Annotated in this window: 18 protein-coding genes; 9 read left to right on the top strand and 9 right to left on the bottom strand. The window is 68.6% G+C overall.

From position 1 onward, the window contains the following. Nucleotides 1-32 precede the first annotated feature (32 nt). The 5 genes from OY559_RS02655 (at nucleotide 33) to leuB (ending at nucleotide 5,968) form a co-directional block, all read left to right on the top strand. A complete protein-coding gene (locus OY559_RS02655; protein ID WP_277728582.1) occupies nucleotides 33-1,169 on the top strand; it encodes a threonine dehydratase in 1,137 nt (378 codons plus the stop codon). Continuing rightward, a complete protein-coding gene (locus OY559_RS02650) occupies nucleotides 1,166-2,719 on the top strand; it encodes a 2-isopropylmalate synthase (protein ID WP_277728581.1) in 1,554 nt (517 codons plus the stop codon). Before OY559_RS02655 ends, OY559_RS02650 begins: the two co-directional genes overlap by 4 nt. A gap of 168 nt (nucleotides 2,720-2,887) precedes the next feature. Beyond that, nucleotides 2,888-4,309: a 3-isopropylmalate dehydratase large subunit gene (gene leuC / locus OY559_RS02645; protein WP_277728580.1), complete on the top strand. Its 1,422-nt coding sequence runs from the start codon at nucleotides 2,888-2,890 to the stop codon at nucleotides 4,307-4,309. Next, complete coding sequence (gene leuD, locus OY559_RS02640; protein WP_277728579.1) at nucleotides 4,309-4,890, top strand: 3-isopropylmalate dehydratase small subunit; 582 nt, start codon at nucleotides 4,309-4,311, stop codon at nucleotides 4,888-4,890. Before leuC ends, leuD begins: the two co-directional genes overlap by 1 nt. Further along, nucleotides 4,880-5,968, top strand: coding sequence for a 3-isopropylmalate dehydrogenase (leuB, locus tag OY559_RS02635; RefSeq protein WP_277728578.1), 1,089 nt, complete (start codon nucleotides 4,880-4,882; stop codon nucleotides 5,966-5,968). Before leuD ends, leuB begins: the two co-directional genes overlap by 11 nt. A gap of 20 nt (nucleotides 5,969-5,988) precedes the next feature. On the opposite strand, the gene OY559_RS02630 is transcribed toward leuB, so the two are convergent. The 3 genes from OY559_RS02630 to OY559_RS02620 form a co-directional block, all read right to left on the bottom strand. Further along, nucleotides 5,989-8,955, bottom strand: coding sequence for a ligand-binding sensor domain-containing diguanylate cyclase (locus OY559_RS02630; RefSeq protein WP_277728577.1), 2,967 nt, complete (start codon nucleotides 8,953-8,955; stop codon nucleotides 5,989-5,991). A gap of 81 nt (nucleotides 8,956-9,036) precedes the next feature. Then, nucleotides 9,037-12,207 (bottom strand): efflux RND transporter permease subunit, encoded by a 3,171-nt coding sequence (locus tag OY559_RS02625; protein WP_277728576.1) that lies wholly within the window; start codon nucleotides 12,205-12,207, stop codon nucleotides 9,037-9,039. A 4-nt stretch (nucleotides 12,208-12,211) separates the two neighbouring features. Continuing rightward, on the bottom strand, nucleotides 12,212-13,351 hold the full coding sequence (locus OY559_RS02620; RefSeq protein ID WP_277728575.1) for an efflux RND transporter periplasmic adaptor subunit: 1,140 nt from the start codon (nucleotides 13,349-13,351) through the stop codon (nucleotides 12,212-12,214). A 79-nt stretch (nucleotides 13,352-13,430) separates the two neighbouring features. On the opposite strand from OY559_RS02620, the gene OY559_RS02615 reads away from it, so the two are divergent. The 3 genes from OY559_RS02615 (at nucleotide 13,431) to OY559_RS02605 (ending at nucleotide 16,273) form a co-directional block, all read left to right on the top strand. Then, nucleotides 13,431-14,102 (top strand): TetR/AcrR family transcriptional regulator, encoded by a 672-nt coding sequence (locus OY559_RS02615; protein ID WP_277728574.1) that lies wholly within the window; start codon nucleotides 13,431-13,433, stop codon nucleotides 14,100-14,102. 147 nt (nucleotides 14,103-14,249) lie between these two features. Continuing rightward, on the top strand, nucleotides 14,250-14,906 hold the full coding sequence (locus OY559_RS02610; protein WP_277728573.1) for a protein-L-isoaspartate O-methyltransferase family protein: 657 nt from the start codon (nucleotides 14,250-14,252) through the stop codon (nucleotides 14,904-14,906). A 20-nt stretch (nucleotides 14,907-14,926) separates the two neighbouring features. Beyond that, nucleotides 14,927-16,273: a TolC family outer membrane protein gene (locus OY559_RS02605; RefSeq protein ID WP_277728572.1), complete on the top strand. Its 1,347-nt coding sequence runs from the start codon at nucleotides 14,927-14,929 to the stop codon at nucleotides 16,271-16,273. 176 nt (nucleotides 16,274-16,449) lie between these two features. Here OY559_RS02605 and OY559_RS02600 read toward each other — a convergent pair whose 3' ends face one another. Together OY559_RS02600 and waaA are read right to left on the bottom strand one after the other, a co-directional pair. Further along, a complete protein-coding gene (locus OY559_RS02600) occupies nucleotides 16,450-17,670 on the bottom strand; it encodes a CaiB/BaiF CoA transferase family protein (RefSeq protein ID WP_277728571.1) in 1,221 nt (406 codons plus the stop codon). After that, a complete protein-coding gene (gene waaA / locus OY559_RS02595) occupies nucleotides 17,667-18,968 on the bottom strand; it encodes a lipid IV(A) 3-deoxy-D-manno-octulosonic acid transferase (RefSeq protein WP_277728570.1) in 1,302 nt (433 codons plus the stop codon). Before waaA ends, OY559_RS02600 begins: the two co-directional genes overlap by 4 nt. Before the next feature lie 39 nt (nucleotides 18,969-19,007). Here waaA and lpxL point away from each other — a divergent pair, with 39 nt between their 5' ends. Continuing rightward, on the top strand, nucleotides 19,008-19,940 hold the full coding sequence (gene lpxL / locus OY559_RS02590; protein WP_277728569.1) for an LpxL/LpxP family Kdo(2)-lipid IV(A) lauroyl/palmitoleoyl acyltransferase: 933 nt from the start codon (nucleotides 19,008-19,010) through the stop codon (nucleotides 19,938-19,940). Here the strand turns inward: lpxL and OY559_RS02585 are convergent. Genes OY559_RS02585 through OY559_RS02570 form a run of 4 tightly spaced genes read right to left on the bottom strand, consistent with a single transcriptional unit; the run spans nucleotide 19,931 to nucleotide 23,493 of the window. Further along, the gene (locus tag OY559_RS02585) at nucleotides 19,931-20,836 is read right to left on the bottom strand and encodes a lysophospholipid acyltransferase family protein (protein ID WP_277728568.1); all 906 of its coding nucleotides are present in this window, start codon (nucleotides 20,834-20,836) and stop codon (nucleotides 19,931-19,933) included. The genes lpxL and OY559_RS02585 overlap by 10 nt on opposite strands. Then, on the bottom strand, nucleotides 20,826-22,148 hold the full coding sequence (locus OY559_RS02580; protein WP_277728567.1) for an O-antigen ligase family protein: 1,323 nt from the start codon (nucleotides 22,146-22,148) through the stop codon (nucleotides 20,826-20,828). The genes OY559_RS02585 and OY559_RS02580 overlap by 11 nt, the downstream gene beginning before the upstream one ends. Beyond that, nucleotides 22,120-23,259 (bottom strand): glycosyltransferase, encoded by a 1,140-nt coding sequence (locus tag OY559_RS02575; protein WP_277728566.1) that lies wholly within the window; start codon nucleotides 23,257-23,259, stop codon nucleotides 22,120-22,122. The genes OY559_RS02580 and OY559_RS02575 overlap by 29 nt, the downstream gene beginning before the upstream one ends. Before the next feature lie 36 nt (nucleotides 23,260-23,295). Next, nucleotides 23,296-23,493 (bottom strand): zinc-finger domain-containing protein, encoded by a 198-nt coding sequence (locus OY559_RS02570; RefSeq protein WP_192200053.1) that lies wholly within the window; start codon nucleotides 23,491-23,493, stop codon nucleotides 23,296-23,298. Nucleotides 23,494-23,520: the final 27 nt, after the last annotated feature.

Below are 23,520 nucleotides of genomic sequence, written 5' to 3'. Positions count from 1 at the left end.
TCTTCTTCGACATCAGCCGCACCCGTGCCGCGATGCCTGACGCCGGCCGCGCCACCGCCAGCACCGACCCCGACGTAGGCGACGTCGTCGTCACCGTGGCCGACGTGCTGGCGGCGCAGGCGCGGCTGCGCCGTTACCTGCCGCCGACCCCGATGCACCACGCCGAACGCTTCGGCGTGATGCTGAAACTGGAAAACCTGCAGCGCACCGGGTCGTACAAGGTCCGCGGCGCGCTGAATGCGCTGCTGGCAGCGCGCGAGCGTGGCGACCAGCGTCCGGTCATCGCCGCGTCCGCCGGCAATCATGCGCAAGGCCTGGCCTGGGCCGCTTACCGCCTGGGCGTGCAGGCCATCACGGTGATGCCACATGGCGCACCGGCCACCAAGATCGCCGGCGTGGCGCACTGGGGCGCCACGGTTAGGCAACACGGCAACAGCTACGACGAAGCCTTCGCCTTCGCCAAGGAACTCGCGGAACAGAACGGCTACCGCTTCCTGTCCGCCTTCGACGACCCCGACGTGATCGCCGGCCAGGGCACGGTCGGCATCGAGATCGCCCCCTTCACGCCCGACGTCGTCATCGTCCCGATCGGCGGCGGCGGCCTGGCCTCGGGCGTGGCGCTGGCGTTGAAGTCGCAAGGCGTGCGCGTGGTCGGCGCGCAGGTCGAGGGCGTGGATTCGATGATCCGCGCGATGAAGGGCGACGTCTCGCTGGTCGACCCGGTCGCCTCGTTGGCCGACGGCGTGCGGGTGAAGGTGCCGGGCTTCATCACCCGCCGCCTGTGCACGCAGCTGCTCGACGACGTGGTCACCGTGCGCGAAGCCGAACTGCGCGAAACGCTGGTGCGGCTGGCGCTGGAAGAGCACCTGATCGCCGAAGGTGCCGGTGCGCTTGCGCTGGCCGCCGGTCGTCGCGTGGCCGGCAAGCGCAAGTGCGCCGTCGTCTCGGGCGGTAACATCGACGCCACGGTACTCGCGCAACTGCTGTCCGACGTGCGCCCCCGACCGCCGCGCAAGCCGCGCCGGCGCACCGTGGAGGGCGAACCCTCGCTTGCCCACGGCCGCGCCACGCCACGCGCGGCCACGCCCAGATCCCCCATCAAGACCGGCGCGCGCCGTACTCCGGCCGCCGCCCTGGAAACAGAAGTACACGAGGAAACCATCTGGTGAACACACCAACCGCATCCGCTCCCGCGCAGATCCGCATCTTCGACACCACCCTGCGCGACGGCGAACAATCCCCGGGTTGCAGCATGACGCCGCAACAGAAGGTGGTGATGGCCCGTGGCCTCGCCGACCTTGGCGTCGATGCCATCGAAACCGGCTTCCCCGCCAGTTCGCAGTCCGACCGCGAGGCGCATGCGCTGATCGCGCGCGAACTGCGCGAGACCACGCTGGTCGTGCTGTCGCGCTGCCTGCCCGGCGACATCGAGACCTCGCTGCGGACGCTGTCGGCCTCCGCGAAGCCGCGCCTGCACCTGTTCCTGTCGACCAGCCCGCTGCACCGCGAGCACAAGCTGCGCATGAGCCGCGAGCAGGTGCTGCAGTCCATCGACACGCACGTGCGCCTGGCGCGCGGCCACGTCGATGAGATCGAGTTCTCGGCCGAGGACGCGACCCGCACCGAGGAAGACTTCCTGCACGAGGCCATCGCGGCCGCCATCGCCGCCGGTGCGACCACCATCAACCTGCCGGACACCGTCGGCTTCACCACGCCGGAGGAAATCCGCGGCATGTTCGAACGCGCGATCGCCAGCGTGCCGGGCGCCGACAAGGTCGTGTTCAGCGCACACTGCCACAACGACCTGGGCCTGGCCGTCGCCAATTCACTGGCCGCCATCGAGGGTGGCGCACGCCAGGTGGAAGGCTCGATCAACGGCATCGGCGAACGCGCCGGCAACTGCGCGATCGAGGAACTGGTGATGGCGCTGAAGGTCCGCAACGCCTTCTACAACCTGGACACGCGCATCGATACGCGCCGCATCGTGCCGACCTCGCAGCTGCTGTCGCGCCTGGTGGGCATGCCGGTCCAGCGCAACAAGGCCATCGTCGGCGCGAATGCGTTCGCGCACGAATCCGGCATCCACCAGCACGGCATGCTGCGCCACCGCGGCACCTACGAGATCATGCAGCCGCAGGACGTGGGTTGGCCGTCGTCGCAGATGGTGCTGGGCCGCCACAGCGGCCGTGCCGCCGTCGAGCAACGCCTGCGCGCGCTGGGCTACTGGCTGGAGGAGGACGAACTGAAGCTGGTGTTCGAACAGTTCAAGGCGCTGTGCGAGAAGCAGCGCGTGGTCGGCGACGCCGATCTGCAGGCGCTGATGCAGGATGCGGCGGTCAGCGATGGCTACCGGCTGTCTTCGATGACGATCAGCGACGTCGGCAGCCGCGCCAACGCGCTGGTCGAGCTGTCGGATCCGGACGGCAACCGCATCTCCGAAACCGCACAGGGCAATGGCCCGGTCGATGCGTTGTTCAGCGCTCTCGCCGCCGCGACCGGCGTGCAACTGCAGCTGGAGAGCTACCAGGTGCACAGCGTCGGCATCGGCGCCGATGCACGCGGCGAAGCCAGCCTGTCGGTGCGCTGCGACGGCGAAGAGTACGAGGGCACCGGCACCAGCAAGGACATCATTGAGGCCAGTGCGCTGGCCTGGCTGGACGTGGCCAACCGGCTGCTGCGCCAGCGCCGCATAGAGAAGCAGGAAGCAGCGGCCGCCTAGGGAGTTTGAACCGTCATTCCGGCGAAAGCCGGAATCCATTGTGCTCTTTGCTTCTTGCTCAGCGAGTCAGGCAACAGCAACTTGGATCCCGGCTTTCGCCGGGATGACGACGAGAGAGTGAGGCGTCGCATTGATCGATACATCACCATGAACCACCGGAACCCCCGCATGACCGCACCCCGCACCCTGTTCGACAAACTCTGGGACGCCCACGTCGTCGTCCCCGAGACCGATGCGGCGCCCGCCGTGCTGTACATCGACCTGCACCTGATCCACGAAGTCACCTCGCCGCAGGCCTTCACCGAGCTGGCCGCGCGCGGGCTCTCACCGCGTCGCCCGGACCGCACCAAGGCGACGATGGACCACTCCACGCCGACCCTGCCGGCTGGGCCGGACGGGAAGCTGCCGTACTACACGCAGGCCGCCGAAACGCAGGTGGAGACGCTGGCGCGCAACTGCGCCGAACACGGCATCGAGTTGTTCGACATGGCTTCGCCCAACCGCGGCATCGTGCATGTCATCGCGCCGGAACAGGGCTTCACCCTGCCCGGCATGACCATCGTCTGCGGCGACAGCCACACCAGTACGCATGGCGCCTTCGGCGCGCTGGCGTTCGGCATCGGCACCAGTGAAGTCGGCCATGTGCTGGCCACGCAATGCCTGCTGCAGCGCAAGCCCAAGACCATGGCCATCACCGTGGACGGCGCGCTTGCACCGGGCGTCGGCGCGAAGGACATCGTGCTGCACGTGATCGGCGTGATCGGCGTCAACGGCGGCACCGGCCATGTCATCGAGTTCCGTGGCAGTGCCATCGAGGCGCTGGACATGGAGCAGCGCATGACCCTGTGCAACATGTCGATCGAAGCCGGCGCCCGCGCCGGCATGGTGGCGCCGGACCGGACCACGTTCGACTGGGTAGCGAAGACGCCGCGCGGCCCGAAGGGCGACGCGTTCGACGCCGCCGTGGCGTACTGGACCACGCTGCGTAGCGAGGACGGCGCCACGTTCGATGCCGAGGTGCGCATCGACGCCGCCGACATCCGCCCGACGTTGACCTGGGGCACGCATCCGGGCACCGCGATCGCGGTGGATGCGCTGATTCCGGCGCCCGCGGATGCGGCCGCGCAGAAAGGCCTGGACTACATGCACCTGAGTGCAGGCCACACGCTGGAAGGCACGCCGGTCGACGTGGTGTTCGTCGGTTCGTGCACCAACGGCCGCCTGCGCGACATGCGCGAAGTGGCGCAGGTGCTGCGCGGCCGCAAGGTCGCCGCGGGCGTGCGCATGCTGGTCGTGCCGGGCTCGGAAATCGTCAAGCGCGACGCGGAAGCCGAAGGCATCGACCAGGTCGTGCGCGACGCGGGGGCCGAATGGCGTGAGCCGGGCTGCTCGATGTGCATCGCGATGAACGGCGACCTGGTCGCGCCGGGCCAGTTGGCCGTCAGCACCAGCAACCGCAACTTCGAGGGCCGCCAGGGGCCGGGTGCGCGCACGCTGCTGGCATCGCCATTGACGGCCGCATGGGCGGCGGTGAACGGGCGCGTCAGCGATCCGCGCGCGCTGTTCGATGCGCGGAAGGAGGTGGCGTGATGCCCGGCTTCCGCGAACTGCGCTCGAAGAGCGTGGTGTTGGCGCAGACCAACATCGATACCGACCAGATCATCCCGGCACGCTTCCTGTCCACGACCGAGCGCGCCGGTCTGGGCAAGAACGCCTTCAACGACTGGCGCTGGCAGGCGGATGGTTCGCCGAACCCGGCGTTCCCGTTCAACCAGCCGGAGAACACCGGGCGCAGCATCCTGCTGGCAGGCCGCAACTTCGGCTGCGGTTCGTCGCGCGAACATGCGCCCTGGGCGCTGACCGACCTCGGCCTGCGCGCCATCGTCAGCAGCGAGATCGCCGACATCTTCCGCAACAACAGCCTGAAGAACGGCCTGGTGCCGGTCGTGCTGCCGGAGGAAATCGTGCAGTCGCTGATGCAGAGGCCGGACGATGAGCTGGTGGTCGACATCGCGAGCAAGGCGTTGCGCGCGCCCGACGGCTCGGTCTTCACGTTCCCGCTGGATGCCTTCGCGCAGACCTGCCTGCTGGAAGGCGTGGACGAACTGGGCTACCTGCTGGCCCGCCACCCCGACATCGAACACTACGAGGCCACCCGCCATGCACGCTGACATCGCTCTCCTGCCGGGTGACGGCATCGGCCCGGAAGTCACCGCCGCCGCCGTCACCGTGCTGCGCGCACTGGCGCGCCGCCACGGCCACACGTTCGACTTCCACGAATACGACATCGGCGGCATCGCCATCGATCGCCACGGTGAACCGCTGCCGCAGGCCACGCTGCAGGGCTGCCAGCAGGCGAATGCCGTGCTGCTGGGCGCCGTGGGCGGCCCGAAGTGGTCGGACCCGAACGCGAAGGTGCGCCCCGAGCAGGGTCTGCTGGCGCTGCGCAAGGGCCTGGGCCTGTTCGCCAACCTGCGCCCGGTGCGCCCGCATCCGGCCGCGCTGAACGCCTCGCCGATCAAGCCGCACCTGCTGACCGGCGTGGACATCGTGGTGGTGCGCGAACTGACCGGCGGCATCTATTTCGGCGAGAAGACCCGCGACGCGCGCGGTGCCAGCGACCTGTGCAGCTACAGCGTGACCGAGATCGAGCGCGTGGTGCGCAGCGCCTTCAAGCTGGCGCGCCAGCGCCGCAGCCAGCTGGTATCGGTGGACAAGGCCAACGTGCTGGAAACCTCGCGCCTGTGGCGCGACGTGGCCACGCGGATCGGCCAGGAGGAATTCCCGGACGTGAAGCTGGAGCACCAGCTGGTCGACTCGATGGCGATGCACCTGCTCGCGAAGCCGCGCGAGTACGACGTGATCGTCACCGAGAACATGTTCGGTGACATCCTGACCGACGAGGCTTCGATGCTGGCGGGTTCGCTGGGCCTGCTGCCCTCCGCCTCGCTGGGCGACGGCAAGGTCGGCCTGTACGAACCCATCCACGGGTCCGCGCCCGACATCGCCGGCAAGGGCGTCGCCAATCCCTACGCGACCATCCTGAGCTGCGCGCTGCTGTTGCGGCATTCCCTGGGCCTGCACGAGGAAGCCGACTGCATCGAACGGGCCGTGGATGGCGCGCTCAACGCACAGGTCTTCACGAACGACCTGGCCACCGGCGGCCGTGGCGTGTCCACCCAGGCGGCGACGCAGGCCGTGCTCGATCAGATGCAGGCGCAGTGTTACGTGGCGGAACTGCGCGACTGAGCCATGCGGCGCGACGCCCGTCAGTTCGACACCAGGCGGTCGCGCCCCCGTTCCTTGGCGCGATAGAGGCGCTCGTCGGCCTCGCGCAGCAGATCGCGCAGGTCCTGGCCCGGCTGCAGTTCGGCCATTCCGATACTGACGGTGCAGCGCAGCGCGCTGCCGTCCGGCGCATCGATGCGGGCCTGCGCGATGCCTTCGCGCAGCGCTTCCAGTCGCGCGCGCGCAACGGTCCACGGCAGTTGCTGGCACACCAGGAACTCCTCGCCGCCGTAGCGCGCGATCAGTACGCCTTCCTGGGCGCCGGCCAGTCGCTGGGCCAGCGCCGCCACCTGTGAAAGCACGTCGTCACCGAATGCGTGTCCGTAACGGTCGTTGACCGACTTGAAGTGGTCGATGTCCAACAAGGCGACGCAGAGCGGACGGCCTTCGCGACGGCTGGCTTCCAGCGCCTCGGCCAGGAACGCATCGCCCGCGCGCCGGTTGGCCAGGCGGGTCAACGGGTCATGCCCGGCCTGGTAGGCCAGTTGTTCCAGCAGGTGGGCATGGGCCTCGCTTGCGCGCTCCAGCTGCGCGTTCTTGTCGCTCAGCTCCGAGGTGCGCGCCTCCACCAGCGCCTCAAGCCGGCGCTGCCGGCGCCGCTGGCGCCGCATCGCCAGCAGCAGGATGGCCCAACCCGCAAGTGCCAGCAGCAGCGCGTAGGCCACCATCGCCCATGCGCGCAGCCACCATGGCGCCGCCTTGTCGAACGCCACCGCCTGGGTCACCACCGTGTCCTGCTTGCTCCAGTCCGCGGGCGCATTCATCACCTGGACCTCGAAGCGCAACTGTCCGGGGGGCAGGTTGGTGTAGACGGCCGCGTGGGTGATGCCGTTGTCGGTCTCGATCCAGTCGCGATCGAAGCCCAGCATGCGGTAGCGGTACCGCAGGCGCTCCGGTGCGCGCTGGTTGAGGCCGGTGAAGCGGATCACCACGCGTCGCGTGTCCGCGGCCAGTTCATGGCGCGGTTGCATCGGCAGCACGCGGCCGTCGGCCTCCACGGATTCCATCACCAGCGTGACGCCCTGCGCGCGCTGGCGCCTTGCATCGTCGGGATCGATCACGCCAATGCCGTTCGCCGTCGCGAACCACAATTTTCCGTCGCGCATGCGCCATCCCGCCGGTGCGCTCGCGCCGTTGGCCTGGCTGCTGGGCAAGCCGTCGGCGTGGGTGAATGCCTCCACCGGCAAGCGGACGAGATGATGGTTTTCCACTGCCGTCAGCGCCGGTCGGGAGATCCGGAATACGCCCCGGTTGCTCGACGCCCAGAAATCGCCGTTGTCGTCCTCCAGCAACCGGAACAGGCGGTTGTTGGGCAGGCCCTGACGATGATCGAACTGCATGAATCGCCCGTCCCGCCAGTGCAGCAGGCCGCGGTCGGTCGCGATCCACAGGCTGCCGTCGGGATCGGCCAGGAAATCGAATGCGGCCACGGCGGGAAAGCCCGAGTCCGGTGTCCATGCCCGCAGCGATCCATCGCGTTGCATCATCGCCATGCCGTTGCTGGTGCCGATCCACAACCGGCCCTCGCCGGTTTCGTAGAGGACGTAGACATTGCCGTCGGGCAGGCCATCGGCGGCACTGTAATGCCGCACGATGCGTCCCTCCCGATACACGCTGAGGCCCTCGTTGCTGCCGATCCACAGCGAACCGTCTGCGCGCTCAAGCAGGGCGCGCACATGGTTGGACGGCAGGCCACGTGATTCGTCGATGCGCCAGGGCAGTGCCTGCGGGCTGTCCGCAGCGACAGGCAGGTGGATCACGCCCTGATCGTAGGTGCCCACCCAGAGGCCACCGTCGCGCGCGTTGGCCATCGACAGGACGGAGGGATCGGGCTTGCCATCGAATGCCAGCGACACCGCGCGGCTGCGGCCGTTCTCCCATGCATCCACGCCCATCGGATGACCTATCCAGATGCCCTGGTCCGGCCGTTCGATGATCGCGCGCACATAGATGTCGCGCAGGCCGTTGCTGCGGCCCAGTCCGAAGACGGGCCCGTCCGAGATGCGGAACAACCCGTTCGTGGTGCCCACCCACAGCAGGCCGTCGCGATCTTCGAACAGGGCCGGAGCCAGGCGACCCATCAACCCGTTGCGTTCTCCCAAGGTCTCGTATCGTCCCTGGACATACCGGCGCAGCCCATCCAGGGTGGAGATCCAGAGGTTGCCGTTGCGGTCCTCCAGCATGGCCTCGGCGCGTGCCCCGGTGATCTGCTGCGCGCGGCCCTGCTCGATCCGCCATGCCCCTCCGCTTCCGCCCACCAGGATGCCGCCCCAGCGCGAAGGCTGGATGGCCAGCACGGATGTCCCGGGCAGGCCCACCCTGCGGCCCCAGTCGATGGCACGGCCCTGGGTGATCCGGAACAGGCCGTGCCGGTTCCCCACCAGTACCTGCCCGTCGGACAACGGCAGGATCGCGAGCACGCGCTCGTTGGCCAGGCGCGCGTGCGCGCTACCGACGTCGTGCAGGCGACCATCGCGGTCGAGGCGGAACAGCGAATGATCGGTGCCGATCCACAGCACGCCGTCCGGCGCGAACCGCAGCACCGAGACGTCCGGCAGGGTACCGGCCCGCCCGGGCAAGCGTTGCCAGCGGCCCTGGTGGAACCGCAGCAAACCCGGCCCCACACGCCCCAGGCTGAGCACCATGCCGCCCTGCGGATGCGGCGTGATGGCCCGCACGCCCTCGATTTCCAGGCCCTGCACGGTGCCCGCGTCGTACTGCGTGAAGCGGCGGCCGTCGAACCGTGCGGCCCCCTCCCACGTGCCCGCCCACAGGTAGCCATCGGCATCCTGGCTGAGGGCGTGCACCAGGTTGTGCGGCAGCCCGTCCTCCATGGTCCAGCGCGCCAGCGTGTATTCCTCGACCTTGCGCGCAGGGTCGAGCGCCCAAGAGGGCGTGCTGGCGAGCAGGGCCAACAGGCAGAGGCCGGAGGTCAACAGGCAGCGCACGGCACGGGGTCCGGAGGGTCTTCGACCTGTGCAGTATCGGCTGCGGCGGGGGTCTTCTTGAAGCCCGCCGCGTGCCGGATGTTACGAATCGGCGCCCTGCTCCGGTTTGACCTTGAACCAGGCGGCATACAACGCCGGCAGGAAGAACAGCGTCAGCACCGTCGCCACCGTCAGGCCGCCCATGATGGCGACGGCCATCGGGCCGAAGAAGGCGCTGCGCGACAGCGGAATCATCGCCAGCACCGCGGCCAGCGCGGTCAGCACGATGGGACGGAAGCGGCGCACGGTGGCGTCGATGATCGCGTGCCAGCGATCGTGGCCGGCCTGGATGTCCTGGTCGATCTGATCCACCAGGATCACCGAGTTGCGCATGATCATGCCGGCCAGCGCGATGGTGCCCAGCATGGCGACGAAGCCGAACGGTACCCGGAACACCAGCAGCGCCAACGTCACGCCGATCAGGCCCAGCGGCGCCGTCAGCAGCACCAGCGCCACGCGCGAGAAGCTGCGCAACTGCAGCATCAGCAGCGTGGTCACCGCCAGCAGGAACAGCGGCATGCCGGCCGCGATCGACTTCTGGCCACGCCCGGAGTCCTCCACCGTACCACCGGTCTCCAGCAGATAGCCCTGCGGCAGATCGGCACGGATGCCATCCAGCGTCGGCAGGATCTGCTGCACCACCGTGGGCGGTGTCACATCGTCATTGCGGATGTCGGCGCGCACGGTGACCGTCGGCAGGCGGTCACGATGCCAGATGATGCCGTCCTCGAACGCATACTCCAGGTTGGCGACCTGCGACAGCGGCACGCTGCCGCCATTGCTGGTCGGCACGGCCAGGCTGCCCAGCAGGTCCAGGCGGGCGCGCTCTTCGTCAGGTCCCCGCAACAGGATCTCGACCAGCTCGTTGCCTTCACGATAGGTGCTCACGCTCAGGCCCGACAGCGAACCCGACAGGAAATGCGAAACCTGCGCCGTGCTGACGCCCAGCGCGCGCGCGCGATCCTGGTCGATTTCCAGACGCACGATCTTGCTGGGCTCGCTCCAGTCCAGGTTGACGTTGGTGACGTGCGGGTTTGCCCGCACCTTCTCCGCCACCTGTCGCGCGATGGCCTGCGCGCGGTCGACGTGTTCGCCGGAGACGCGGAACTGCACCGGATAACCCACCGGCGGCCCGTTCTCCAGCCGGGTCACGCGGAACTGCAGTTCGGGGAACTGCGGGCCGACCTCGTCGATCAGCCAGCGGCGCACGTCCTCGCGCGCTTCCGCATCATCCGTCAGCACGACGAACTGCGAGAAGTTCGCCTGCGGCAATTGCTGGTCCAGCGGCAGGTAGAAGCGCGGCGAACCGGTGCCGATGTAGGCCACGTAGTTCTGGATGCCCTCGCGCGTGGCCAGCAGTTTTTCCAGCTTGCGCGCCTGCGCATCGGTGGACTTCAGCGAACTGCCCTCGGCCAGTTCCAGGTCCACCATCAGCTCCGGGCGCACCGAATCCGGGAAGAACTGCTGCGGCACGAAGCGGAACAGCGCGATCGACGCGACGAACGCCGCGACGGTGATGCCGATCACCAGCCAGCGACGACGCAGGCAGAACGCCAGCCAGCCACGGAACCGCTGGTAGAACGGCGTCTGGTACGGATTGTGGTCGTGCGCGTCGTGCGGCTTCGGCGCCAGCATCGCAGCGTACTGCGGCCAGCGATCGGCCAGTCGCGCGCGGAACCCATGCCAACGCGCTGCGAGCGAACCCGGTTTCGGCGGTTGCGGATTGCCAAGGTCGGGCAGCATCTTGTCGCCCAGGTAGGGGATGAACAGCACGGCGGCGATCCACGACACCACCAGCGCGATGGTCACCACCTGGAACAGCGAACGCGTGTACTCGCCCGTGCTCGATGCGGCCGTGGCGATCGGGAGGAAGCCGGCCGCAGTCACCAGCGTGCCGGTGAGCATCGGGAACGCCGTCGATTCATAGGCGAAGCTGGCCGCCTTCAAGCGGTCGAAGCCCTGCTCCATCTTGATGGCCATCATCTCCACCGCGATGATCGCATCGTCCACCAGCAGGCCCAGCGCCAGCACCAGCGCGCCCAGCGAGATCTTGTGCAGGCCGATGCCGAAGTAGTGCATCACCGCGAACGTCATCGCCAGCACCAGCGGAATCGACACCGCCACCACCAGGCCGGTACGCATGCCCAGCGAAAAGAAGCTCACCAGCAGCACGATGATCACCGCTTCAGCGAGCACGCGCACGAATTCGCCGACGGACTCTTCCACCGCGGCCGGCTGGTCCGACACCTTGCGCAGTTCCATGCCCAGAGGCAGAGTCTTCTGCAGGCGCTGGAATTCGGTCTCGAGCGTTTCCCCGAGCTTGAGGATGTCGCCGCCGTCCTTCATCGCCACCGCGATGCCGATGCCGGGCTGGCCCATGAAACGCATGCGCGGCGCGGCGGGATCGGCGAAGCCGCGCTTGATCTCCGCGATGTCGCCCAGCTTCACCGTGCGGCCACCGGCGTGGATCGGGAATTCCCGTATCTCGTCCACCGAACTGAATTCGCCGCTCACCCGCAACTGCACGCGATCGCTCGCCGTTTCGAAGAAGCCTGCCGGCGTCATCGCATTCTGTTCTTCCAGCGCCTGCTGGACCGCGCTCAACGGAATCCCGAGCGTGGCCAGCTTGGTGTTGGACAGCTCGATCCAGATCTTCTCGTCCTGCAGGCCGACCAGTTCGACCTTGCCGACGTCGTCCACCCGCTGCAGTTCCAGCTGGATCCGGTCGGCATAGTCCTTCATCACCGCGTAGTCGAAGCCATCGCCGGTGAGCGCATAGATGTTGCCGAACGTATCGCCGAATTCGTCGTTGAAGAACGGACCGATCACGCCGCTCGGCAGCGTGGCGCGAATGTCGCCGACCTTCTTGCGCACCTGGTACCAGAGATCGGGAATTTCCTTCGACTTCATGGAATCGCGCGCCATGAAGATCACCTGCGATTCACCGGGACGCGAGTACGAGCGGATGAACTCGTAGTTGCCGGTGGTCATCAGCGCCTTCTCGATGCGCTCGGTCACCTGCTGCGAGACTTCCTCGGCGGTCGCGCCCGGCCATACCGTTCGCACGACCATCGCCTTGAAGGTGAACGGTGGATCCTCGGACTGGCCCAGGTGCTTGTAGGACCACGCGCCGATGATGCCCAGCAGGATCATCAGGAACAGCACCAGGCTGCGGTTGGTCAGTGCCCACTCGGAAAGGTTGAAGCGGCGCATGCCGTTACTCCGGGCGCGATGCGATATTGGCCGCATCGCCACCCGCGGCGACCCGGAGCGGGCGGTTGTTGCGGTCCACCGGCACCACGGTCTGGCCTTCGCGCAGGAGATGTCCGCCGGCCGCAACGACCCAGTCGCTGGCCTTCACCCCGCCCAGTACCGGCACCGAGGCTTCGCCATACCGCCCCAGTTGCACCGCCTGCGCCCGCACCTTGCCGGTCGCAGGATCGACGATCCACACCGTGGTCCTGCCCTCATTCCCGCGCTGGATGGCAGACAACGGCAGCTTCAATGCGGCCTTGCTGCCGTTCTCCTGCACATACACGCGCGCGCTCTGTCCCAGTTCGACCTGTTGCTGCGCGTCGCCCACCAGGCTGACGCGCGCGGCATAGGTGCGCGTCTGCGCGTCGGCCGCAGGCGCGATCTCACGGAGGGTGCCGGGCAGGCGCTGGCCGGGCGCATTCCACAGTTCGACCATCACCGGCTGGCCCACGCTGAACTCACGGATGCGGTTCTCCGGCAGGCCTATGGCTACTTCGCGGCCGCCGTCGGCGGCCAGGGTGAAGACGGTCTGCCCCGCCGCGACCACCTGCCCGGCTTCGGCCTGGCGACTGGCGATCACGCCGTCGCGCGGCGCGCGCAATTGCGAATAGCCTTCCTGGTTGCGCATCACGTCCATCTGCGCACGTGCGGCACGCGCCTGGCCTTCGGCTGCCTTGTACGCGGCCACCTGCGCGTCGTACGCCGACTGGCTGATCAACCTGTCGCCGACCAGCTTGGCGTAGCGGTCGCGGTCGCCGCGCGCGCGGACGAGGTCGGCCTCGGCCGCGGCAAGCTGCGCCTGCGCAGCCTGTGCCTGCAGCGCGAAGTCGCCCGGATCCAGCAGCGCGAGCACTTCGCCCTTCTGCACGCGGGCGCCGGCATCGACGTTGCGTCGCACGAGGTTGCCGCCGACACGGAACGACAGCGGACTCTCCTCACGTGCGCGCACTTCGCCGGCGTACGCCGACAGCGCGGCCTCGGCGCCACCGCCGGGGTGGACCACCAGCGCGGGACGCGGCGACTCCACAGGCTGCTCCGCACTGCACGCGGCAAGACCGAGCAGCACGACTCCGAACACTCCGTTCCAGCGCATATGGCGCATACACCGCTCCATGACGACTTCAATTAGTAGACTTGGCGGTATAGTATAAATATCGAACCGAGTAGTCTAGTATTACGACATGGTCAGTCCGCCCCCTTCCGCCAGCCGTCGCAAGTCCCCCGCCAAGGCCGCCACCAGCGGTCCCGGCCGCCCGAAGGATCTCGGCAAGCGCGCCGCGATCCTGGAGGCCGCCAAGCAATTGTTCGCGCGCGAGGGTTTCAACGGCGTCAGCATGGACCAGATCGCCGCCGAGGCGGGGGTCTCCAAACTGACGGTCTACAGTCATTTCGGCGACAAGGACGCCCTGTTCGCCGCAGCCGTGCAGGCCAAGTGCGAGGAAATGCTCCCTGACACGCTGTTCCAGATCGAGCTGAAGGGCTCGCTGCGCGACCAGCTGAAGGCGATCGCGCAGGCTTTCTTCGCGTTGATCACCAGCGAAGAGGCCATCAGCACGCATCGCATGATGATGGTCCCCGGCAACATCGACGACAAACTCAAGCAGACCTTCTGGGAAGCCGGCCCACAGCGCACCCATGACGCCTTTGCGGCGCTGCTGCAGGCACAGGTGGCCAAGGGCGAGCTGGACATCCCCGATGTGGCGACCGCGTCCATCCAGTTCTTCACCCTGATCAAGGGCGAAGTGCATGCCCGCATGACATGCGGCCTGTGCAGCCAGCCCGGCCAGACCGACACCCGGCGGCACATCGATGCCACCGTGGACATGTTCCTGAGGGCCTATGGCCGGCGCTGAAGCTGAAGGCCAGCCCTGCGCGTCGGAGGTCGCGATGACTTCCGGCACTGCGTCGGCCATGGCGGCTGCCCCGATCCTTGCCCAGCGCGGACCGAGCCAGCCCGGTAAAATGCCGGGCCCAGCCCCCTGCGTCGGATGACCACCCCCATGACGATCAACTACACCCAGGCCCGCGAAAACATGGTCGAGCAGCAGGTACGTCCCTGGGACGTGCTGGACGCACGCGTGCTGGAAGCGCTGGCCACGTTGCCGCGCGAGGCCTTCGTGGCGGACTCGCACCGCGCGCTGGCGTATGCGGACCTGGAGCTGCCGCTGGGCCACGGCCAGTCGATGATGAAGCCCGTCGTCGAGGGCCGCACCCTGCAGGCGCTGAAGCCGCAGTCCGATGAGGACGTGCTGGAAATCGGCACCGGCAGCGGGTACCTGACCGCCTGCCTGGGCCACCTGGCGCGCGAGGTGGTCAGTCTGGAAATCCACCCCGAATTCGCCGAAGCCGCGCGCGCCCGTCTCGACGCTGCCGGCCTGGGCAGCAACATCCGCATCGACACCGTCGACGCGCTGACGTGGGACACCGACCGCCGCTTCGACGTGATCTGCGTGACCGGTGCCATGGCCAGCGTGCCTGCCCGCTTCGTGCAATGGCTGCGCCCCGGTGGCCGCCTGTTCGTCGTGCGCGGCACGTCGCCGGTGATGGAAGCCGTGCTGCACGTCAACGATGTCAACGGCCCACGCATCGAATCGTTGTTCGAAACCGACCTCCCCTACCTGGTCGGCGCCGCGCCGGCGCCCCAGTTCGTCTTCTGAAGATTAAAAAAGGAACCCGCATGAGCCGTCGCCCCCTCGCACTAGCGCTCGCCCTGGCCCTGCCGTCCGCGGCCGGCGCCACCGACCTGATGCAGACCTATGAGCTGGCGCGCACAGGCGACCCTCAGCTGTCCATCGCCGAATCCACCCGCCTGTTCGACAAGGAAGGCGCGGTGCAGGCACGTGCGGCGCTGCTGCCTCAGGTCACCGGCAGCGCGGGTTACGAGCTTACCCATAGCAGCCGTCCGGGCAGCCCGACGGGCGACGGCAAGAGCCGCAGCTACGGCGCCTCGGTCAGCCAGACGATCTTCGACTGGAGCCGCATCGCCAACCTGCGTGGCCAGCGCGCCATCAGCCAGGCCGCCGACTACGACCTGGCCTCGGCGAACAACGAGCTGATCACCCGCACCTCGGCCGCGTATTTCAACGTGCTGATCGGCATCGAGTCGCTGGCGGCCGCCGAAACCAACGAAGCCGCGTCGAAGAAGCAGTTCGATTACGCGCAGAAGCGCCTCGACGTGGGCCTGGCGCCGATCACCGACGTGCATGAAGCCCGGGCCCAGTACGACAGCGCGCGCGCCAACACCATCCTGGCCCGCAACTCCCTGGACGACAGCTACCGTGCGCTGGCCGAGATCACCGGTCAGCCGATCAGCGGACTGAAGGGTCTGCCGGACGACTTCCGCCCGGAACTGCCGGCCGAGCAGAACGCCCAGTCCTGGGTCGATCGCGCGCTGGAACAGAACCCCGATCTCAAGTCGGCGGAATACTCGCTGGAGTCCGCACAGCATGGTGTCTCCAGCGCCCGCGCGGGCCACTATCCCACGTTGGACTTCCGCGGCGCCTACAACAACGGCACCGACTGGGACAGCGTGCCGGGCACGTTGTCGCAGGATGGCGAGGGCTATAGCTGGGGCGTGACCCTGACCGTGCCGATCTTCTCGGGTGGCGCCACCCAGTCCGGCGTGCGCCAGGCGCTGGCCCAGCGTGATCGCGCGTCGGATGGCCTGGAGCAGACCCGCCGCGCACTGATCCGCAACACCAGCAATGCCTACCAGGCACTGGTCGCCGGCGTCAGCGAAGTGGAAGCCCGTCGCCTGGCGGTGGTCTCCGCGCAGAGCGCGCTGGATGCCTCGCAGGTCGGTCTGGAAGTCGGCACCCGCACCGTGCTGGACGTGCTGCAGAACCAGCGCACGCTGTTCCAGGCGCAGGTGGAGTACGCGCAGGCGCGCTACAACTTCCTGCAGAACCGCCTGCTGCTGGAGCAGGCCGCCGGCACGCTGGACGGCGCCGACGTGCAGGACGTGAACCGCCTGCTGACCGCCGACGCCGAAGCGCGCCTCTCGTCGCAGCCCGTTTCGCAGTAATCCCCCGCGCCCCTGGCGCAACGACAACGGCGGGCTTCGGCTCGCCGTTGTCGTTTCAGGCCTCAGATTTCCTGTAGGAGCGACGTAAGTCGCGACCGGGAATCATCCGTCTCCATGCAGATTCCGATGTCGTTCGGGCGTGCGGTCGCGACTTACGTCGCTCCTACAATCGAAACTCAGACTGCGCCGCGAGACCGCAGCGCCGCGATCTCGCCTTCGCTGAAGCCGGCTTCGCGCAATACGCTGTCGGTATGCTGCCCGAGCATCGGCGGCGCGCGCGGCGGTTGCACCGCCGTCACCGACAACTTGATCGGACTGCCCACCAGCGGCACCGCGCCGGCCAACGGATGCGCGGCTTCGACGACCATGCCACGCATCTGCACCTGCGGATCGGCGAACACGTCGGCAAGGTCATTGACCGGGCCACACGGAATGCCGGCGGCTTCAAGCAACGACAGCCATGCATGCCGGTCGCGCTGCAGAAAGCACGCCTGCAGCATCGGCACGAGCATATGACGATGCCGCACGCGTTGCGCATTCGTCGTGAATCGCGCGTCATCGGCGAGTGCAGGTTCATCCAGCAGGTCGCACAGGCGCGCGAACTGGCGATCATTGCCGACGGCGACGATGATGTGACCGTCGGCCACCGAGAATACCTGGTACGGCACGATGTTGGCGTGCGCGTTGCCCTGCCGTGGCGGCACTTCGCCACCGACCAGGTAGTGGCTGCCCAGATTGGCCAGCATCGCGACCTGTGCGTCCAGCAAGGCCATGTCTATCACCTGCCCTTCGCCCGTGGCATCGCGATGGCGCAGCGCGGCGAGGATGGCGACGGTGGCGTACAGACCGGTGAACAGGTCCGCCACCGCCACGCCGACCTTCTGGGGCTCGCCCTCCGCGGCGCCGGTGACGCCCATCAGGCCACCGAGCCCCTGCACGGCAAAGTCGTAACCCGCGCGCTGCGCATAGGGACCGTCCTGGCCGAAGCCGGTGATCGAGCAGTACACCAGGCGCGGATTGGCGGCGCGCAGCGTCGCGGCATCCAGCCCGTATCGCGCCATGTCGCCGACCTTGAAGTTCTCCACCAGCACATCGCTTTGCATCGCAAGCCGCCGGATGATGGCCTGGCCATCGTCGGTGGAGATGTCCACCGTCAGCGAGCGCTTGTTGCGATTCGCGCACAGGAAATACGCGGACTCTGCGGTTTCGTTCCCCGCTGCGTCGCGCAGGAAGGGCGGCCCCCATCCACGCGTATCGTCGCCACTGCCCGGCCGTTCAACCTTGATGACATCTGCGCCGAGGTCCGCGAGCACCTGCGTGCTCCATGGCCCGGCAAGCACGCGCGTCAGATCCAGTACGCGAACGCCGGCCAGCGCGCGCGGCGCAACGCCGTTCATGCCACCGGGGCCGGCAGGTGCGGCGCGATCATCGCCAGCGTGCGTGCCAGTGCGCCGCGACCGTGTTCGACCAGGGCGCGACCACGGCCCGCCATGTCGTGGCGCCGCGCGTCATCGGCAAGCAGGTCTTCGATGGCGACCGCTACCCCCGCCGCGTCCGGCGCGATCACCAGGGCTTCGGCTTCCTTCAGGCGGCGGGAGATCTCGCTGAAGTTGTGCAGGTGCGGGCCGGTGACCGCAGGCGTGCCGACGGCAGCCGGCTCCAGCATGTTGTGTCCCCCGATGGCTTGCAGGCTTCCGCCGACGAAGGCGACGTCGGCGCAGGCGTAGAACGCCATCAGTTCGCCCAGCGTGTCGAGCACGAAGACATCGTCGCCGGCGGACGGCCAGCGGTCCGCGCGACGCGTTCCCGCCGTCCACCCGGCGTCGCGCGCGGCGTCCACCACGCGCGGGAAGCGTTCCGGGTGGCGTGGCGCCCACAGCAGCAGCAGGTCGGGCCAGCGCTTGCGCAAGCGCGCATGGATGGCGAGCACCGGCGCCTCTTCATCCTCGTGCGTGCTCGCGGCGATCCAGACGCGCCGCTGCGCGGACAGGTGTTTGCGGAAACCGGCGACGATGTCGGCCACGGTGTCCGGTACGGGGATGTCGAACTTCAGATTGCCGACGTCGCGTACCTGTTCGGGCGCGGCGCCCAGCTGCACGAAGCGGGCGGCATCGTCACCGGACTGCGCGGCCACGCGGCGCACCGTGCGCAGCATGCGTGCGATCAGCGGACGCAACACGCTGTAGCCGCGCAGGGAACGCGCTGAAAGACGCGCGTTGAGGATGTACACCGGCACCTTCCGGTCATGGCAGCCGAACAACAGGCTGGGCCACAGTTCGGTCTCCATGATCAGCGCCAGCCGCGGCGGGAAATGACGCAGGAACCGCGCGACCGCGCCGGGAAGATCGTAGGGCGAGTACACATGCAGCACGCGATCGCCCCACAGCGCCTGCACGCGCTCCGAGCCGGTGGGCGTGATGGTGGTGATCAGCAGGCGCAGGCCGCGATGGCGCCTGAGCAATGCATTCACCACGGGTGCGGCGGCGTTCACTTCGCCCACCGATACTGCATGCAGCCAGACGTCCACCGGACTGCCCGGCATGTCGTAACTGCCGTAGCGCTCGTTCCAGCGCTGGAAGTATTCCGGGTAGCGGAAGCCGCGCCAGATCAGGTGGTACAGGGTGACCGGCGTCAACACGTACAGCACCGCCGAATAGAGGGCGCGCAACAGGCGTTCGGCGGTTCGGTTCGGCATTGCGACAAGGATACCCGGGGCCGCCGTTACAATGGGGCCATGGCCGAACCCGAGAAGCGATCCGCCGACGCCCGCGAGCGTCCACCCATGGGACCCGCGCAATGGCCGGCCTGGATCGGCATCGGGCTGGCATGGCTGGTGGCGCGCCTGCCGTGGGCGCTGCAGCGGGTGCTGGGCCGCCTCATCGGCGCGCTGCTGTTTGCGGCGATGCGCGAGCGCAGGAACATCGCCCGCCGCAACATCGCGCTGTGTTTTCCGGAACTGGACGCCGAGGCCCGGGACGCGATGGCGCGGGCCAGTTTCGGCGAGCTTGGCATCGGGCTGTTCGAATTCGCGCGCGCCTGGTGGGGCAGCGTGGCGCCGATGCGGCCGGGATTGCGCTTCGAGGGCCTGGAGCACCTGGCGGCGGCGCGTTCCGGTGGCCGCGGGGTGATCGTGGTGTCCGGACACTTCACCACGCTGGAGATCTCGGCGCGGCTGATGTGCGACCACGCACCGCTGGCCGGCATGTATCGCCCGCACAACCAGGGCGCGATGGAGTGGGCGGTGAAGCGCGGCCGCCTGCGTTACGCCACCGCGATGTTCACCCGTGAAGAGCTGCGCCCCGCGCTGAAGCACCTCAAGCAGGGGGGCCTGCTCTGGTTCGCGCCCGACCAGGATACGCGGCGCGGCGAGAGCGTATTCGTTCCGTTCTTCGGCCACCCGGCCTACAGCCTCACCTCCACCCATCAACTGGCACGTCTGTCGGGCGCGGCGGTGATCGCGTTCTCGCACGTGCGTCGCGAAGACGGCGGCTACACGCTGAGGCTGTCGCCCGCGCTGGAGGATTTCCCGTCACCGGACGCCACGGCGGACACGGCGCGCGTGATCGCCGCGATCGAGTCCATGGTGCGCGAAGCTCCCACGCAGTACCTGTGGATCCACCGCCGCTTCAAGCGTCAGCCCGACGGCCGCGGCGAACTCTACCGGTAGAGGCCGGGTTCGCCCTGGGGCCGCGTCTTGAAACGCCGGTGCACCCACAGGTATTGCTCGGGATGCCGGCGCACGACGGCTTCCAGTTCCGCCATGTAACGTGCCGCATCCTGCACCGGATCGCCGCTCGGCCATCCTTCCCACGTCGGCTCGACGCGCAACTGGTAGCGCCCCGCCGCGTCACGATGGAACCAGAACGGCAGCACGACGGCATTGCTCCGGCGCGCGAGATCGGGCGTGGCGGTCAGGGTCGCGGCCTGAACGCCGAAGAACGGCACGAAGGCATTCTGGTAGTTGAAATCCTGGTCCGCGGAGTACGCGACGATGCCGCCGCGCGACAGCGTGCGCAGCAGGCCGCGCACGTCCTTCTTGCCGATGACATCGGCGAAGACGCGGCGACGGGCGGTGTCGAGCAGGTGCTCGATGCAGGGATTGTTGTTGCGCCGCGCGACGATGGTCACCCGCTCGCCCAGCGCGTCGCCGAGCAGGCGCGCGCACAGTTCGGAGTGCGGAATGTGGCCGCCGAACAGCAGGATGCCACGCCCCTGTGCGCGTGCGGCGCGCACGTGTTCCAGCCCCTGCACGTCGGCCAGCCCGCGCAGCGCCCACGTGGGCGCGTACCAGCCCCGCACGAGTTCGAACATGCCGGTCACCGTGGCGCGGAGGGTGTCGCGCAGCAGGCGGGCGCGGGCACGGTCATCCAGTGCGGGGAAACACAGCGCGATGTTGGTCGCCGCGTAGCGGCGGCGCTTGCCGAGCAGCGGCCACAGCAACCACGTCGTGAGGCTCCCGAGCCGCAGCAGCGATGGCTGCGGCAACCGCGCGATCGCCGATGCGATCAGGTTGGCGGGCGCCACGAACCAGCAGCGCACGCCCGCCGCGCGCTCATTCGTCATCGCGCGCCAGCAGGCTGCCCGCGTACAGCGCCGCCAGCATCAGCGTCAGCCCGCCCCAGAACGTGGAATAGAACGCCAGGTGCGTGTTGAACGGGAAGACCGTCACCGCCAGCGCCAGCATCGCCGGCCGCGCGCGCTCCTTCGCCTGCGGCGTGGCATAACGCCACGCCCGCCATGCCAGCGCGGCGCCCGCCAGCCACAGCAACAGGCCGATGATGCCGGTTTCGCTGAGTACTTCCAGCACGATCTGGTGTGCGTGGAACGCAGGCCCCTGGCCCCAAGCGGGCCGCTCGCCGGCCCCTGCATCGCACTCGGGGAACGCCTCGCGGAATCCGCGCGCGCCCACGCCGTTGATGGGGTGCCCGGCGATCATGCAGCCGGCCGCGGACCAGATCTGCCCACGGCCCGACAACGCGGTGTCCACACCGGATTCGCTGGCGGTCAATGCATGCGTGGTGCGCAGGATGCGCTCGCGCACCTGCGTGGAAGACATGGCAAGCAACGTCAGCGTCAGCAGCCCCGCCGCCAACACGCCGAGCAGCCTGCGCAGGCCGAGCAACCGCCAACCGGATGCCACCAGGACCAAGGTGTAGGTGATCCACGACGCACGCGCGCCCGCAAGCAGGATGACCAGACCGATGGCGCCCGCGGCCACTATCCATCCGAGGGAATCCATCCGCCGCGCCGCTGCAAACAACAGGAACGGCGACAGGCTCGCCATCACCACGCCCAGCTTCCGGTTGCAGGGGCCGAGGAAACCGCTGAGCCTGTCGATGCCGGCCATCTGTTCCGCGGTGCACATCGGGCGTCCGCTGACCAGTTGCTTGAGCTGGTCCAGGCCCCAGAACAATGGACTGGTACCGAACACGACCTGCGCCAGCGCGTCCAGCGTCCACACCGCGACGATGATGGCGAGACCGTTGAAGGTGGTGCGCCGCGCTTCCCTGTTCGCCACGGCGGCCGCCACCAGCCACAGGAACGGCAGGTAGCGAAGGTCCACCGCGGCCTCGCGAAATGCCCGCGGTGCGTCGACGGCATCCACGGCCGAGATGACTTCGGGCAGCCAATAGGCGGCGAACAGGGCGCTGGTCAGCGCCCATGCCGCGCCGCTCAGCAGGCGCGTGCCGCCACGGAACCTGTCCAGCAGCAACCGGATGACGGCCGCCAGTGCGCCCAGCACCATCACGCCTTCGGCATAGCCCGGTGCCGGCCAGAGGGCGACGAACGTCAGCACCCACGCGGGTGCCCAGCGCCAGCCGTGGGTACGGCCACGGACAGGCATGTCAGGGATCGATGGCGAGTCGGCGGTCATCGGCAAGATCGTGGTAAAGGGCGAGCGTGGCATCCTGCATCGCGCGCAGGGTGTAGGCGTCCATCGTAGCCAATGGCGGCGGCGGATGGGCGAGCATCGAACGCACCGCGTCGAACAGGCGGTCTCCATCGAATGCCGGCACTGCGCCCGCGGGCTGCAGTTCGCGCAGCAACTCGCCGACACCGCCGTGCGCCCAGCCGGCGACGGGACGCCCCACGGACAGCGCTTCGACCACGGTCCGGCCGAACGCTTCGGGCTTGCGCGACAGCTGCAACACCAGGTCGCTGGCGGCGTAGGCGCGAGCGATGGCGGTTGTCGGTGGCGTGATCGCGAGCGCATCGGCGCATCCGCCACGTCGCGCTTCTGCTTCCAGGTCGAGGACATAGTGCCCGCGCCCCGCCTCGCGCGTGCCCGGCATCCAGAGGCGCGCATCGATGCCGGTGCCGCGCAGGCGGGCCAGCAGCGCGATGGCATCCTGATGGCCCTTGAGGCGAGTGCCGCGCCCCGGCAGCAGCAGCAGCGGGCCTTCGCCCACCAGCGCAGGATGCTGGGTGGCAGCCCACGCGCGCGCCTCAGGATCGCGCGCGGATGCGCGCGGGAACTGCGCCGGATCGATGCCGCGCGGAATCACGACCAGCTTGCACGGATCGGTCTGCGGATAGTGCTGCCGCAAGTACGCGCGTACCGTATCGGACACGCAGATCACGCGCTCGCCGTACGTCATCACCGCGCTGTAGCGCCCGGGCGAATTGAGCCCGTGCATGGTCGTGACGAATCGTGGTCGCGCGGCCTCAGGCATCGCGCGGATCGCCCACAGCCCAAGCCACGCAGGAAGCCGCGAGCGCGCGTGCACAATGTCGGCGCCGACATCGGCGAACAGCCGGCGCAGGGTGACCACGTGGCGGAGCGTCAGCAGCGATTTGCGACCGATGTCGAGCGTGATGTGCTCCGCGCCGGTCGCCTGCAACGCCCGCTCCAGCCGCCCGCCCGCCGACACCACCACGGCACGGTGGCCTGCGCGCACCAGCGCGTCCGCGATCTCGAGGGTGGAACGTTCGACACCGCCGGATTCCAGCGCCGGCAGCAGCTGGACGACGGTCAGGCGGCGCATGGGCGATGGGCCGCGCGCTTCGGCCGCATCAGGCGATCAGTCGGCCAGGACGAAATGCGAACCGCAGTACGGGCACTGCACATCCCCGCCCGGCGCGTCTTCGATGGGCAGGTAGACGCGCGGGTGCGAATTCCACAGCGCCATCGACGGCAGCGGGCAGCTCAGCGGCAGGTCGGCGCGCGAGACGGTGTAGCGCTTCTCGGCGTTGGCGGGCGCAGTGGCGGTCTGGGTCATGGCGGTGCGGGACGTGCTGGAACGAGG

This window comes from Pseudoxanthomonas sp. SE1 (genome assembly GCF_029542205.1).
Classification (GTDB): domain Bacteria; phylum Pseudomonadota; class Gammaproteobacteria; order Xanthomonadales; family Xanthomonadaceae; genus Pseudoxanthomonas_A.
Note: the sequence above shows the minus strand (reverse complement) of the source record. Positions and strands in the feature narration are given on the sequence as shown.

Bases quoted from the DNA above. Each gene is read 5' to 3' on its own strand.
- OY559_RS02580 (WP_277728567.1), bottom strand. From the start codon at position 22,148: ATGACCGCCGACTCGCCATCGATCCCTGACATGCCTGTCCGTGGCCGT.
- OY559_RS02615 (WP_277728574.1), top strand. From the start codon at position 13,431: ATGGTCAGTCCGCCCCCTTCCGCCAGCCGTCGCAAGTCCCCCGCCAAG.
- OY559_RS02625 (WP_277728576.1), bottom strand. From the start codon at position 12,207: ATGCGCCGCTTCAACCTTTCCGAGTGGGCACTGACCAACCGCAGCCTG.
- OY559_RS02585 (WP_277728568.1), bottom strand. From the start codon at position 20,836: ATGACGAATGAGCGCGCGGCGGGCGTGCGCTGCTGGTTCGTGGCGCCC.
- OY559_RS02570 (WP_192200053.1), bottom strand. From the start codon at position 23,493: ATGACCCAGACCGCCACTGCGCCCGCCAACGCCGAGAAGCGCTACACC.
- OY559_RS02575 (WP_277728566.1), bottom strand. From the start codon at position 23,259: ATGCGCCGCCTGACCGTCGTCCAGCTGCTGCCGGCGCTGGAATCCGGC.
- waaA (WP_277728570.1), bottom strand. From the start codon at position 18,968: ATGCCGAACCGAACCGCCGAACGCCTGTTGCGCGCCCTCTATTCGGCG.
- lpxL (WP_277728569.1), top strand. From the start codon at position 19,008: ATGGCCGAACCCGAGAAGCGATCCGCCGACGCCCGCGAGCGTCCACCC.
- leuB (WP_277728578.1), top strand. From the start codon at position 4,880: ATGCACGCTGACATCGCTCTCCTGCCGGGTGACGGCATCGGCCCGGAA.
- OY559_RS02610 (WP_277728573.1), top strand. From the start codon at position 14,250: ATGACGATCAACTACACCCAGGCCCGCGAAAACATGGTCGAGCAGCAG.
- OY559_RS02605 (WP_277728572.1), top strand. From the start codon at position 14,927: ATGAGCCGTCGCCCCCTCGCACTAGCGCTCGCCCTGGCCCTGCCGTCC.
- OY559_RS02620 (WP_277728575.1), bottom strand. From the start codon at position 13,351: ATGCGCCATATGCGCTGGAACGGAGTGTTCGGAGTCGTGCTGCTCGGT.
- leuD (WP_277728579.1), top strand. From the start codon at position 4,309: ATGCCCGGCTTCCGCGAACTGCGCTCGAAGAGCGTGGTGTTGGCGCAG.
- OY559_RS02600 (WP_277728571.1), bottom strand. From the start codon at position 17,670: ATGAACGGCGTTGCGCCGCGCGCGCTGGCCGGCGTTCGCGTACTGGAT.
- OY559_RS02655 (WP_277728582.1), top strand. From the start codon at position 33: ATGCCTGACGCCGGCCGCGCCACCGCCAGCACCGACCCCGACGTAGGC.
- leuC (WP_277728580.1), top strand. From the start codon at position 2,888: ATGACCGCACCCCGCACCCTGTTCGACAAACTCTGGGACGCCCACGTC.